Genomic DNA, 12,994 nt, shown 5'->3' with positions numbered 1-12,994 from the left:
TTTTTTTAAGAATAAAAGTTCTATAATTGCTCCGATATTATAAATTATCAACTTTTTAAAGGAGTAAATATGAGCCAACTCATTGAAGGTTTTTTAGGCAAGAGTGTTGATGGCAAAAAAAGCAAAATGCCAGCAAAACTTGACTATATTCAAAGTGCAACAGGCTTGATTTTAGGCTTGTTTATGTGGGCACATATGTTTTTCGTTTCTACCATTTTGGTTAGTGATGATTTTTTTGATTCAGTAGTTCACTTTTTGGAACTAAAATTTATCATTGATAGCCCTATGATGAGCTACATCACTTCTTTTTTAGCCGCCTGTGTTTTAGTGATTTTCTTTGTGCATGCAGGTCTTGCAATGAGAAAATTTCCTATCAATTTTAGACAATATCAACTTTGTAGAACACACTTAAAATATATGAATCATGGTGATTCTTCTTTATGGTGGGTTCAAGCTGCAACTGGTTTTGTAATGTTTTTCCTAGGTTCAGCGCATTTGATTTTTGTTATAACTAATGCAGATAAAATCAGTGCTGATATGTCAGGCGATAGAGTGGTAAGTCATTTTATGTGGTTATTTTATATTGCCTTATTAATCTGTGTTGAGTTGCATGGAAGTATTGGTTTATATAGATTATGTGTAAAATGGGGTTGGTTTGAAGGTAAAGATGCAAAAGAAAGTCGTAAAAAACTTAAAAAAGCAAAATGGTTTATTAGTATTTTCTTCTTAGTTTTAGGTGTATTAAGCTTAGCTGCTTTTGCAAAAATAGGTCTTAATAATTACCAAAACAACTCTGTAGCGCAAATAGTAAAAACTTATGATGGAGCTAAATATGAACATACAATATAGTGATGCTTTAGTTATTGGTGGTGGTCTTGCAGGTTTAAGAGCTGCTATTGAAGTTGCAAAAAGTGGTCAGAGTGTAACTTTATTAAGTATTTGTCCGGTTAAAAGATCTCACTCAGCTGCTGTACAAGGTGGTATGCAAGCAAGTTTAGGAAATAGTGTAAAAGGCGAAGGTGATAATGAAGATGTGCATTTTGCTGACACAGTAAAAGGATCTGACTGGGGCTGTGATCAAGAAGTAGCTAGAATGTTTGCACAAACTGCTCCAAAAGCGGTTCGTGAGCTTGCTGCTTGGGGTGTGCCTTGGACTAGAGTTACAAAAGGACCTAGAACTGTTGTTATAAACGCTCAAAAAACTACTATCGAAGAAAAAGAAGAAGCACATGGTCTTATAAATGCAAGAGACTTTGGTGGTACTAAAAAATGGAGAACATGTTATATAGCTGATGCAACAGGGCATTGTATGTTATATGGTGTGGCAAATGAAGCGATTAAACATCAAGTTAAAATCATCGATAGAATGGAAGCAGTAAGATTAATTCATGATGGTAAAAAATGTTTAGGAGCTATTGCTAGAGATTTAACTAATGGAGAATTAATTGCTTATGTTGCTAGAGGAACTATGATTGCAACAGGTGGTTATGGTAGAATTTATAAACAAACTACAAATGCTGTTATTTGTGAAGGTACAGGAGCTGCTATTGCACTTGAAACTGGACTTTGTAGACTTTCAAATATGGAAGCAGTGCAATTTCATCCAACTCCAATCGTGCCAAGCGGTATCTTACTAACTGAAGGTTGTAGAGGTGATGGTGGTATCTTAAGAGATGTTGATGGTTACCGCTTTATGCCTGATTATGAGCCTGAGAAAAAAGAACTTGCAAGTAGGGATGTTGTAAGTCGTAGAATGATGGAGCATATTAGAAAAGGAAAAGGGGTAAAAAGCCCTTATGGAGATCATTTATGGCTTGATATTTCTATCCTTGGTCGTGCTCATGTTGAAAAAAATCTTCGTGATGTTCAAGATATTTGTAAAACATTTAATGGCATTGATCCTGCTGATGAGGGTCCAAAAGGCTGGGCACCAGTTTTACCTATGCAACATTACTCAATGGGTGGTATTAGAACAAAACCAACTGGTGAAAGTCAATGGCTAAATGGTCTTTTTGCATGTGGTGAAGCAGCTTGTTGGGACATGCACGGATTTAACCGCTTGGGTGGAAATTCATGTTCAGAAACTGTTGTTGCAGGTATGATCGTAGGGGATTATTTTGCACAATATTGTAAAGAAAATGGTTCAGAAATTGATACAAACATCGTTAAATCTTTCCTTTCTAAAGAGTATGATTATTTAAAATCTCTTGTAAGTAAAGAAGGAAAACATGATGTATTTGAAATCAAAAACAGAATGAAAGACATTATGTGGGAAAAAGTAGCTATCTTTAGAACAGGTCAAGGTCTTGAAGAAGCGGTTAAAGAGCTTGAAGAGTTATATCATAAATCACTTGATCTAAAAGTGCATGATAAAGAATTAAAATGTGCAAATCCAGAGCTTGAAGAAGCTTACAGGGTTCCAAGAATGCTAAAAATTGCTTTATGTGTTGCTTATGGTGCGCTTTTAAGAACAGAAAGCCGTGGGGCTCATTATAGAGAAGATTATCCAAAAAGAGATGATTTAAATTGGATGAAAAGAACAAATACTTACTGGGTAGAAGGTGAAAGTATGCCTAGAGTTGAGTATGAAGATCTTGATATTATGAAAATGGAAATCCCACCTGCATTTAGAGGTTATGGTGCTAAAGGAAATATCATTGAAAACCCATTAAGTGAAAAACGCCAAGCTGAAGTTGATGCGATCCGTGAAAAAATGGAAGCAGAAGGCAAAGGTAGATATGAAATTCAACATGCTTTAATGCCTTATGAATTACAAGCTAAATTTAAAGCACCAAATCAAAGAATAGGAGTTGATTATGAGTAGAAAATTAACAATAAGAGCATTTAAATATAATCCATTAAGTAAAATTTCTAAGCCTCATTTTGTTACTTATGAGCTTGAAGAAACTCCATTTATGACGATTTTTGTGTGCTTAACTCAAATCAGAGAAAAAATGGATGCGGATTTGAGTTTTGACTTTGTATGTAGAGCAGGGATTTGCGGAAGCTGTGCTATGATGATTAATGGTAAGCCAAAACTTGCTTGTAAAACATTGACAAAAGACTATCCAGATGGCGTTATAGAGCTTATGCCTTTACCTGCATTTAGACACATAAAAGATTTAAGTGTTAATACAGGTGAGTGGTTTGATGGTATGTGCAAACGCGTTGAAAGCTGGGTGCATAATGAAAAAGAAACAGATATTTCTAAACTTGAAGAGCGTATTGAGCCAGAAGTTGCTGATGAGACTTTTGAACTTGATCGTTGTATAGAGTGTGGAATTTGTGTTGCTTCTTGTGCGACTAAGCTAATGAGACCTGACTTTATCGCAGCTACTGGACTTTTAAGAACAGCTAGATATTTACAAGATCCACATGATCATAGAACTATAGAGGATTTTTATGAATTAGTGGGCGATGATGATGGTGTATTTGGATGTATGTCTTTACTTGCATGTGAAGATAATTGTCCAAAAGAACTACCTTTACAAAGTAAAATTGCTTATATGAGAAGACAGCTTGTCGCTCAAAGAAACAAATAATCCTAGCCCCCAAGAAAAGGGGGCACTTAAAACCTTACTAAAACAAATTTGGCAAAATCATAGTGTTTATCTTGACACAAATACACTTTTTGATGAAAGTTTAATTGACGCTCAAAAAGCAGCAATTGTTTTAAGTACTAATCTTGATAATTATGAAAGATTTAGCGCTTTAAATGAATTTAAAAATTTGATGAAAAGTTTAAATTTACGCTTAGATCTTTATGGTATACAGTATGCACAGGTTTGTTTTATTAATGCTTTAAATTTGGGAATTTTAGACAAAAACGAGCTTTTAAAAGCCTTGGAAAAACTTCAAAAAATCACCGATAATACTTTAATATGTGCTTTTGTATCTAGGCAAAAAGTTATTCAAAAAGATTACAAGCAAGAAGTTAAAAACTCACATCAAACACTAGATCTCATTAATCAAAACTTACAAGAGCTTTGCGAAGATGAAAAAGTTCAAAAACTCTTACAAGAAGCTTTGGTTAAATTTAGTAATATTGATTTTTCTATCGCGGTAACGGGTGTGGTAAATGCAGGTAAATCAAGTATGCTAAATGCACTTTTAAAAAAAGATTTTTTAGGTGTATCTAATGTACCTGAAACTGCAAATTTGAGTGTTTTAAAATACGGCAAAGACCAAAAAGCTAAGATATATTTTTGGAATGATGAAGAATGGCAAGATATTTTAAAAAGTTCTAAAGATAATCAAGATATGCAAGAGCTTATAAAACAATTAGAACAAAATTTTAATCTAAATGAGTATATTGAAAAAGAAAATAAAAATATAGAAATAAAAATTGAAGAATTAAAAAATTACACTAGTGCAAAAAACAAAATCTCAGCACTTATTAAAAAAATAGAGCTTTTTGCATCGCTTGATTTTTTAAAAGATAATGTTTGTATAGTTGATACTCCAGGACTTGATGATGTGATTATCCAAAGAGAGCTTTTAACAAAAGATTATATAAGTAAGGCTGATTTTTTAATCCACCTTATGAATGCTTCTCAAAGTCTTAGTCAAAAAGATTGTGATTTTATTATAGAATGTTTGATAACTTCAAGGGTAAGTAAGCTTTTGATTGTGCTTACTAAGGCTGACTTGCTTAGTCAAAAAGACTTGCAAGAAGTAATTAACTATACTAAAAATAAACTCAAAGAAAATTTAGCACAAAAGCAGCTTAGCCAAGAATTATTAGATAATTTAGATTTTGTGTGTATTTCTTCAAAATTAGCTAATGATTTTTATCAAAAAAAAGGTGGGAATTTAGAACAAAGTAATATTTTAACACTAGAAGAACTTATAGCTAAAAGCTTATATGATAAAAACAAAATCGCTCTAAGTGCTTATAAAAAAGAATTATTATTGCATTTAGAAAAAATAGAAGAAAAAATTAAATTTTCTAATAAAATGCTAAATTATGAAAACTTTGAGCTTGATAAGCAAAATCAAGCTATTGTTAATGATTTTAAAGCAAAAAAAGAAAAATTAATGCAAGTAAAAGCAGAACTAAGTGCTATTTTTAACACAAAAGATGAAAATACTCAAGAAATTTTAACACTTTTGCATTTACTAGCTAAGAAATTAAAAGAAAAACTTATAGATGAGTTAAAATATAATCAAAATAATAAAATTAAAAACAACACTCAAAGATTAAACACTATCATTGATACGACTTTAAAAGATGGAATTTTTGATCTTTTAAGAGAGCTAAAACAGCAAAGTGAGTATAAAATTAATGAGCTTAAAAACACTCTAAGTGTGAAATATGATTTTTTAAAAGCTATTTTAGAGCAAAATTGTGATGATTTTAAAAGTAAGGTTGAAACAAAAATAGAAAGCATTTTTACCAATGATCTTTTTATGGCATTAAAAGCAGGACTTTTAAAAAATTTAGAATCCACGCAAGATATTTATAAATTAGAAAGTTCTTTAGAAAATCAAATTTTAGAAAAATTACAAACATTTAATATAGAAAAAATCGCACTAGATTTAAAAAATAATCAAGAATTTTTTACTAATTTAGAATTTAGTTTAAAATTATACGAAAAAGAACAAGAAGAGCAAATCAAAGACTTAAAAGACTTGATTTTACAAATAGAACAAAATGAACAAAATTCCAAAGAGTTTTTAGAAAAAAACAATACAAAATTACAAAGTTTAAAGACTTTAAAAACGGAGCTTTTAAATGCAAAATGATTTGATTAATGATTTTTTAAAAGCTTATGAAAATGCTTATTGTAAAAGTTTTGATGATAGTTTTGAAGGAAAAATTTTAGCAATCAAAAATGCATTTTTAGAACCGAGTTTGCATTTAAATGATGTCTTTTTAAAAGATCTTGAAATGATTATAGCTAGCTATAAAAGAGCCATTAATGTGGCTATTATAGGGCAATTTTCTAGTGGTAAATCTACGCTTTTAAATTTAATTTTACAAAAAGAATGCCTGCCAACAGGCGTGGTGCCAGTGACTTTTAAGCCTACTTTTTTACGCTATGCTAAGGAGTATTTTTTAAGAGTTGAATATGAAGATGGCAGTGATGAGATTGTTGATATAGACGAACTTTCTAAATTTAGCGATCAAAGAAATGAGCTAAAAGAAACTAAAAGTTTGCACCTTTTTGCACCTATTGAGCTTTTAAAAGATATCACACTTATAGATACCCCAGGTTTAAATGCAAACACCACCGATACGCTAACTACTTTTAAAGAGCTTTCTTTTATGCATAGTGCTATTTGGCTTAGTTTGATTGATAATGCAGGCAAAAAAAGTGAAGAAGATGCTATAAAGGCAAATGCTAAGCTTTTAGAGCGTGGTGGAATTTGTGTGCTTAATCAAAAAGATAAGTTAAGTCAAGATGAGCTAGAAAATGTTTTAAATTATGCACATTTAGTTTTTGATAAGTATTTTGAAAAAATCATCGCAATTTCATGCAAAGAAGCAAAATTTGATTTGCAAAAGTCAAATTTACCTTTACTTTATGAGTATTTAAAAGAACTTGATTATGAGTGCATTAAAAAAGATTTTATTAAAGAAAAACTTAGTAATTTATGCGAGCTTTTGTTAAATCAATATGATTTGTTTCAAAATGCACTAGAGCAATTAGAGCTTAAATTTAATGCTATTTTGCAAATTTTCAAAGCAAGCAAGCTAGAGCAAAAAATCAAAATTCTAAATCATAATTGTTTGGATAAATTAAAACTTGTTGGAGAAAAAATTGCTCAAGAAATTTTAAAATTTATCAAAGAAAAAGATAGTAGTTATTATAAAGAAGCTAAGGGTTTATTTAAGAAAAATCTTTATGAAAAAGTTGCTTATAAAGCACCATATCTTTCAAGTGATGATGCGTTTTTGGCTATGTTTTATAACTCTGAAGCAATGAATAAGGAATTTAAAAGATTAAAAAATGAAATCGCTTTAGAATTTAGTCAAATTAAAGATGATTTTTCCTTATTTTTTACTCATTTAGAAGAGCAAATTTTGCTTTTTAAGGCTCAATTTTCAAATTTACAAAAAGAAAATGCCTTAGAAAGTGAAAAAGAATTTGCTAGTTTTAGAAGCTTTGCTAGTGCTAGTGAAGAACTTTTTTTAAAAGATTTTAAACAATTATTGTTTAAAAGCCAACTTGAACTTGATCTATTTTTAGAAAAGCTTAATCTAAAAGCTTTGGCAAATTATGAGAGTGCTACTAAGCTTACTTTAGGATTTTTTAGTGCTAAAATGAATGCGAGTAAAGAATTTTACGAGCTTGATAGTACCGAGTTTAGCTTGTATCATCCAAAAGCAAGTGAAGTGCACCAAAGAGTATTAACCGAGCTTAATGTATATGAATTTGAAGATTTGTTTTTAAATAAGCCTGTGGTTTTAAAAATTTATAAAAATTATATGCAAAGTTTTGTTGATTTTGCAGAAGCTAAAAGACAGATTATTTTGAATTTAAAAAGTGAATTTGAGGCTAAAAAATCAATGATTTCTAGCATCAAATCCCAAATTTCTAAGCTTTAAAAATTTTTTCTAAGTGCGCTTTATAATTTGTGAAATATTCTTGCACTTGAGGATTTTTGATTACATCATTTGCTATGAAAGTAGGTAAAGCACTCATTCCTAAAAACTCATGTGCTTTGTGAAAGTGTAAATACACTCCATTAACTCCGACTCCATTAAAGAATTCATTTTCATCATCAAAAGCTTGTATTGGAGCGTTCCAAGTTAGTGAAAGCATGTATTTTTTATTTTTTAAAAGCCCACCTGTGCCATAATTTTTAGTAGGTTCATTATGGCTTCTACCATCGTTTTTATAAAACACTCCATGTCCTGCTGTGAAAACATCGTCAATGTATTTTTTCACTATCCAAGGCTCTCCCATCCACCAACCAGGCATTTGCCAAATCAAAACATCAGCATTTAGAATTTTTTCTACCTCATTGTTTGTATCATAGCCTTGATCTATGTGTGTTTGTTGGGTTTGTAAACCAAGCTCTTGTAAAGTCTTAAGTGCAAGCTCATGCAAGCTTGTGTTTAATCTTCCTTTGGAGTGTCCAAAATCTTTTGCACCATTTAATAATAATACTTTTTGCATATTTTTCCTTTTTATGTTTTTAAAATTATAATTTAACTATAACTATATTTCAATGCTGAAGTTTATGTAAGATACTATATTATAAGAAAGTTTAAAACAAATATGTTACTTTTTATGATTGATTTTTTTAAAATAATACAAAAATAGTATTATTTTTTTTATTTAAGACTATATTAAAAAGTCAAGGAATAGAATTGATATGATTTGATATTGTCAATAAAAAGGAGGAAGATATGCAAGATAATGTCATTGATCGTAGAAATTTTTTTAAATTAAGTCTTTTAGGTGGCGGCGTGGTTGCTGCTAGCACTATGAGTGGTGGAGCTATATTGCATGCTGCAGAATTAACTCATGCGCACAAGAAAACACAAGGAGGTTCAAATAAAATAAGAGGAAAAATGTTTTTTCAAGTGCAGACTGATTTTGATAATCTAAGTGCAGCATGTGAGAGAATTTATCCAAAAGATGAGCAAGGTGATGGTGCTATAGGCTTAGGCGTACCTTATTTTATTGATAATCAATTAGCTTCAGCTTATGGTTATAATGATAGAGAATACTTACAAGGACCATTTATAGAAGGAATTGCTGAGCAAGGTTATCAAACCCCAATGAAGCGTAATGAGATTTTTTTAGAGGGTGTTAAAGCTTTGGAAATAATATCTCAAAAGCGTTATAAAAAAACTTTTTCATCTTTAAAAGGAGTTGAGCAGGATAAAATTTTAGTTGATTTAGAAAAAAATAAAATCGATTTCATAGGATTTAAATCTTCTGAATTTTTTACTCTTTTAAGGGATATGACAATAGCTGGAGTTTTGTCTGATCCAATTTATGGTGGTAATGATAATAAAAATGGATGGAGAATGATGCAATATCCTGGTGCTCAAATGAGTTATATTGATAAAATTGCAAGTGATGAGTTTTTTGACATAGAGCCTATGAGCTTAGCTGATATGGAGGGATGAATTATGGTAGAAGTATTAAAAAAAGTAGATGTGGTAACAGTAGGAGCTGGTTGGACAGGTGGTATAGTTGCAGCAGAACTTACCAAAGCTGGATTGACTGTCTTGAGCTTAGAGCGTGGTATGATGCAAACTACGGAAAATTTTGCAATGATTCACGATGAGTGGAGATATGGTATTAACTATGGTTTAATGCAAGATTGCTCAAAAGATACAGTAACTTTTCGCCATAATGTCAATGGTTTAGCTTTACCATATAGAAAAATGGGATCTTTTTTACTTGGAAGTAATGTTGGTGGTGCAGGGGTGCATTGGAATGGTTGGACCTTTAGATTTTTACCTTATGATTTTGAGATTAAAACAAAAAGTTTTGAAAGATATGGTAATAAATTAGGTGATGATTATACCTTGCAAGATTGGGGTTTAACCTATAAAGATATGGAACCTTATTATGATAAGTTTGAAAAAACTTGTGGAATTTGTGGAGAAGAAAACCCACTTGCTGAAAAAATGGGTTTGTTTAGATCAAGTCCTTATCCGCAAGAACCTTTAGAAAATACTAAAATGCTTAAACGCTTCGAAAAAGCTGCAAAAGAAATGAAATTACATCCATTTAGATTACCTGCGGCTAATTCAAAAGGCGGTTATACTAATCCAGATGGTCAAGATCTAGCCCCATGTCAATATTGTGCTTATTGTGAGCGTTTTGGTTGTGAGTATGGTGCTAAGGCTAGTCCTATTAATACTGTCATACCTAAAGCCATGAGTACAGGAAAATATACTATAAGAACTCATAGTAATGTTATAGAAATACTAAAAAAAGATGGCAAAGCTACAGGAGTTAGGTTTGTAGATACTAGAACTATGAAAGAGTATATTCAGCCAGCAGATATTGTAGTGCTTACAAGCTATATGTTTAACAATGCTAAGCTTTTAATGGTAAGTGGTATAGGTGAGCAATACGATCCAAATACAGGCAAAGGTACTTTAGGTAAAAACTATTGTTATCAAATCAATATGGGAACAACAGCATTTTTTGATGAGCAATTTAATACATATATGGGTTCAGGTGCTTTGGGTACAACTTGCGATGATTATAATGGGGATAATTTTGATCACTCAAAAGAGAAGTTTTTACACGGAGCTATGATTTATAGTGTGCAACTTGGAAATCGCCCTATCCAATCAGCTCCTCTGCCAAAAGGAACTCCAAGTTGGGGAGCTGAATTTAAAAAAGCTTTAAACTATAATTTTACAAGAGCCATTACAGTGGGAGGGCAAGGCGCATCTTTACCACATAAAAGTAACTATTTGAGTTTAGATCCAACCTATAAAGATGCTTTTGGAACGCCACTCGTAAGACTTACTTATAATTTTACAGATCAAGATCGCGCTTTGCATAAATTTATAACAGATAAAACAGCTGAAGTAGCTAAAAAAATGCAAGGAGTGAGATCAATTAAAAAAGGAACTTATTTAAAAGATTATAGTATTGTGCCTTATCAATCTACACATAATACGGGTGGAACTACTATGGGTGCTGATCCTCGAACAAGTGTTGTTAATACTTATTTGCAACATTGGGATATGGATAATCTTTTTGTTGTGGGTGCAGGAAATTTTCAGCACAATAGCGGATATAATCCTACTGATACAGTTGGAGCTTTGGCTTATCGTTGTGCAGAGGGTATTTTAAAATATCATAAAAATGATAGACAATTAGTATAGATATATGTGAAGCATTTTGCTTCACATATTATTTTTCACTACTATCTTTTTCTTTTTTCTTTTTCCATAAATGAAGCGCAGCCCTGCATGCCCCACCAACAATAGCAGCAATGATAAGATTTGTGATGAAATACATCGAAACCATTTTTAATTTGTTTTCATTTTGATAAAAAATGATTTTGGATTATAATATAAAAAAGCATGATGCTATATAAAAGGAAAGTATATGGAAGAAAAGTGCGATTTTACGGAATGCGGATTTAATTATACTTTATCTTTGATTTCGGGAAAGTATAAGATGAGCGTTTTGTACTGTTTATTTCGCTATGAAGTAGTAAGATATAATGAACTTAAAAGATATCTTGGTAATATTTCTTTTAAGACTTTAACACATACTTTAAGAGAGCTTGAAAATGATGATTTAATCACGCGTAAAGAATACCCACAAATCCCTCCAAAAGTAGAATACCGTCTTGCTAAAAAAGGTCAAAGTTTAATTCCTATTTTACAAGCGATGTGTGATTGGGGCGAGGCAAATCAAAAGGAAGAAAAATGATAGAATTATTAGATGGTATAAATTTAGAAAAATACATGGGCACATGGTTAGAAATGGCTAGAAAACCTGCATTTTTTCAAAAAACTTGCAAAAGTGCTAAGGCAGAATATGAGCTAGAGTATGAAGGCTCTACGCCTATAATCAAAGTCAAAAATATATGCACTAAAGAAAATGGAGAAATCTCTCAAGCAAATGGCAAAGCTAGGGTAAAATCACCAAGATCTTTAGCGGTTAAATTTAGTATTTTTATGAATGTTTTTAACAAGCCAAATTATGAGATTGTTTACATTGATACAAATTATCAAGTTTCTATCGTAGGTAGTCCTGATAAAAAATATCTTTGGATTTTATCAAGAGAGATTTTAGCAAAAGAGCAAATAACCTCTTTGCTTGAAATAGCCAAACAAAGAGGTTTTGACACTAGTGATGTGATTTTTGATGAGTATTAATCCTGCTCACTCATATCGATTACATAGCGGAATTTGGCTTTTCCTGAAGTGAGGTTTTCATAAGCTTTGTCAATCTCGCTTGGTTTGATGAGTTCAATTTCAGGATAAATTCCATGTTCTAAAGAAAAATCAAGCATTTCTTGAGTTTCTTTAATGCCCCCAATAAGCGAGCCATATACTTTTTTACCTGCTTTATGTACAAAATGAATGATATTAATGCTAGGGCTTACTTCATGTGGAGGTAATCCTACTATAGCCATCTCACCACCAAATTTTAATAAATCCATATAAGCTAGCGGATCATAAGGGGTTGGTATGGTGGAGATGATGAGGTCAAATCTTTCTTTTACTGTACTTTTATCTGTACTAGTATAAAAATTACTCACACCCATAGCTAGAGCTTGTGTTTTTTTGTTTTCATTTCTTGCAAAAACACTTACTTTTGCACCCATTTTCACAGCATATTTTACTGCCATCATACCAAGTCCACCAAATCCTGCTATAGCTACGCTTGAACCTTCTTTGATATTTGAAAATTTAAGCGGTGAGTAGGTAGTAATACCCGCACAAAGTAAAGGTGCTATCTTTTCAAGTGGAGCATTTTTTGGTACATTGATAGCAAATTTTTCACTTACTACGATGTTATTTGAGTAGCCTCCATAGGTGTTTTCATTATCATGAAATACATCTTTGCAGTTATAAGTGTAGATGGTTTTTCCATTTTCGCAAAATTGCTCTTGAGATTTTTTGCATGCTTCGCACTCTCCGCATGAGTTTACCATGCACCCAACCCCAGCAAAATCACCTACTTTAAATTTACTCACATTTTCACCCACTGCGATGACTTCTCCTGCTATCTCATGGCCAGGTACGCAAGGATAGGTTGCTTCGCCCCATTCGCTTCTTGCAGTGTGTATGTCGCTATGGCAAATTCCTGCGTACTTGATAGCGATTAAGATGTCGTTTTTGCCTACTTTATGGCGTGTAAATTCAAAAGGTGTAAATTTAGAATCCTTGCTAAGCATAGCATAACCTTTGCTCTTAACACGACCATTTTCTAAAAAGATTTTTGAGTCCATTTTCTCTCCTTTGTGGTTTTTGAAATTATAATAAAGCTAGGTTTTTATTGCAATAGGGAAAATAAAGTAAGATACTATACTAAAGGTGCGTTTGTGG

The 12,994-nt window shown here is 31.7% G+C and carries 11 protein-coding genes; 9 read left to right on the top strand and 2 right to left on the bottom strand.

The genetic code is table 11. From position 1 onward, the window contains the following. Window positions 1–69: 69 nt before the first annotated feature. Genes L8X50_RS05000 through L8X50_RS04980 form a run of 5 tightly spaced genes read left to right on the top strand, consistent with a single transcriptional unit; the run spans window position 70 to window position 7,552 of the window. Complete coding sequence (locus L8X50_RS05000) at window positions 70–849, top strand: fumarate reductase cytochrome b subunit (protein WP_070255907.1); 780 nt, start codon at window positions 70–72, stop codon at window positions 847–849. Beyond that, a complete protein-coding gene (locus L8X50_RS04995; RefSeq protein ID WP_220566271.1) occupies window positions 833–2,824 on the top strand; it encodes a fumarate reductase flavoprotein subunit in 1,992 nt (663 codons plus the stop codon). The genes L8X50_RS05000 and L8X50_RS04995 overlap by 17 nt, the downstream gene beginning before the upstream one ends. After that, on the top strand, window positions 2,817–3,542 hold the full coding sequence (locus L8X50_RS04990; RefSeq protein ID WP_012661078.1) for a fumarate reductase iron-sulfur subunit: 726 nt from the start codon (window positions 2,817–2,819) through the stop codon (window positions 3,540–3,542). The genes L8X50_RS04995 and L8X50_RS04990 overlap by 8 nt, the downstream gene beginning before the upstream one ends. After that, complete coding sequence (locus L8X50_RS04985; protein ID WP_263660549.1) at window positions 3,520–5,745, top strand: dynamin family protein; 2,226 nt, start codon at window positions 3,520–3,522, stop codon at window positions 5,743–5,745. Before L8X50_RS04990 ends, L8X50_RS04985 begins: the two co-directional genes overlap by 23 nt. Beyond that, entirely contained in the window at window positions 5,735–7,552 is a 1,818-nt protein-coding gene (locus tag L8X50_RS04980; RefSeq protein ID WP_263660548.1) for a dynamin family protein, read from the top strand. Before L8X50_RS04985 ends, L8X50_RS04980 begins: the two co-directional genes overlap by 11 nt. Here the strand turns inward: L8X50_RS04980 and L8X50_RS04975 are convergent. Further along, window positions 7,542–8,126, bottom strand: coding sequence for an NAD(P)H-dependent oxidoreductase (locus L8X50_RS04975; RefSeq protein ID WP_263660547.1), 585 nt, complete (start codon window positions 8,124–8,126; stop codon window positions 7,542–7,544). The genes L8X50_RS04980 and L8X50_RS04975 overlap by 11 nt on opposite strands. 233 nt (window positions 8,127–8,359) lie before the next feature. On the opposite strand from L8X50_RS04975, the gene L8X50_RS04970 reads away from it, so the two are divergent. From L8X50_RS04970 to L8X50_RS04955, 4 genes are all read left to right on the top strand, one after another. Next, window positions 8,360–9,088: a gluconate 2-dehydrogenase subunit 3 family protein gene (locus L8X50_RS04970; RefSeq protein ID WP_133319432.1), complete on the top strand. Its 729-nt coding sequence runs from the start codon at window positions 8,360–8,362 to the stop codon at window positions 9,086–9,088. A gap of 3 nt (window positions 9,089–9,091) precedes the next feature. Next, entirely contained in the window at window positions 9,092–10,813 is a 1,722-nt protein-coding gene (locus L8X50_RS04965) for a GMC family oxidoreductase (RefSeq protein ID WP_263660546.1), read from the top strand. Window positions 10,814–11,039: 226 nt separating this feature from the next. Then, on the top strand, window positions 11,040–11,369 hold the full coding sequence (gene rrpA, locus L8X50_RS04960) for a MarR family transcription factor RrpA (protein ID WP_087700365.1): 330 nt from the start codon (window positions 11,040–11,042) through the stop codon (window positions 11,367–11,369). Then, window positions 11,366–11,818: a lipocalin family protein gene (locus tag L8X50_RS04955; RefSeq protein WP_133319430.1), complete on the top strand. Its 453-nt coding sequence runs from the start codon at window positions 11,366–11,368 to the stop codon at window positions 11,816–11,818. The genes rrpA and L8X50_RS04955 overlap by 4 nt, the downstream gene beginning before the upstream one ends. Here the strand turns inward: L8X50_RS04955 and L8X50_RS04950 are convergent. Next, complete coding sequence (locus L8X50_RS04950; RefSeq protein WP_263660545.1) at window positions 11,815–12,897, bottom strand: NAD(P)-dependent alcohol dehydrogenase; 1,083 nt, start codon at window positions 12,895–12,897, stop codon at window positions 11,815–11,817. The two genes, L8X50_RS04955 and L8X50_RS04950, sit on opposite strands and share 4 nt — an antisense overlap. Between the last annotated feature and the right edge of the window lie 97 nt (window positions 12,898–12,994).

The sequence above is a fragment of the Campylobacter sp. CNRCH_2013_0898h genome (assembly GCF_025772965.1).
Classification (GTDB): domain Bacteria; phylum Campylobacterota; class Campylobacteria; order Campylobacterales; family Campylobacteraceae; genus Campylobacter_D; species Campylobacter_D lari_D.
Note: the sequence above shows the minus strand (reverse complement) of the source record. Positions and strands in the feature narration are given on the sequence as shown.

Coding starts and splice junctions, on each gene's coding strand:
- L8X50_RS05000 (WP_070255907.1), top strand. CDS start 70: ATGAGCCAACTCATTGAAGGTTTTTTAGGCAAGAGTGTTGATGGCAAA.
- L8X50_RS04995 (WP_220566271.1), top strand. CDS start 833: ATGAACATACAATATAGTGATGCTTTAGTTATTGGTGGTGGTCTTGCA.
- L8X50_RS04990 (WP_012661078.1), top strand. CDS start 2,817: ATGAGTAGAAAATTAACAATAAGAGCATTTAAATATAATCCATTAAGT.
- L8X50_RS04980 (WP_263660548.1), top strand. CDS start 5,735: ATGCAAAATGATTTGATTAATGATTTTTTAAAAGCTTATGAAAATGCT.
- L8X50_RS04975 (WP_263660547.1), bottom strand. CDS start 8,126: ATGCAAAAAGTATTATTATTAAATGGTGCAAAAGATTTTGGACACTCC.
- L8X50_RS04970 (WP_133319432.1), top strand. CDS start 8,360: ATGCAAGATAATGTCATTGATCGTAGAAATTTTTTTAAATTAAGTCTT.
- L8X50_RS04965 (WP_263660546.1), top strand. CDS start 9,092: ATGGTAGAAGTATTAAAAAAAGTAGATGTGGTAACAGTAGGAGCTGGT.
- rrpA (WP_087700365.1), top strand. CDS start 11,040: ATGGAAGAAAAGTGCGATTTTACGGAATGCGGATTTAATTATACTTTA.
- L8X50_RS04955 (WP_133319430.1), top strand. CDS start 11,366: ATGATAGAATTATTAGATGGTATAAATTTAGAAAAATACATGGGCACA.
- L8X50_RS04950 (WP_263660545.1), bottom strand. CDS start 12,897: ATGGACTCAAAAATCTTTTTAGAAAATGGTCGTGTTAAGAGCAAAGGT.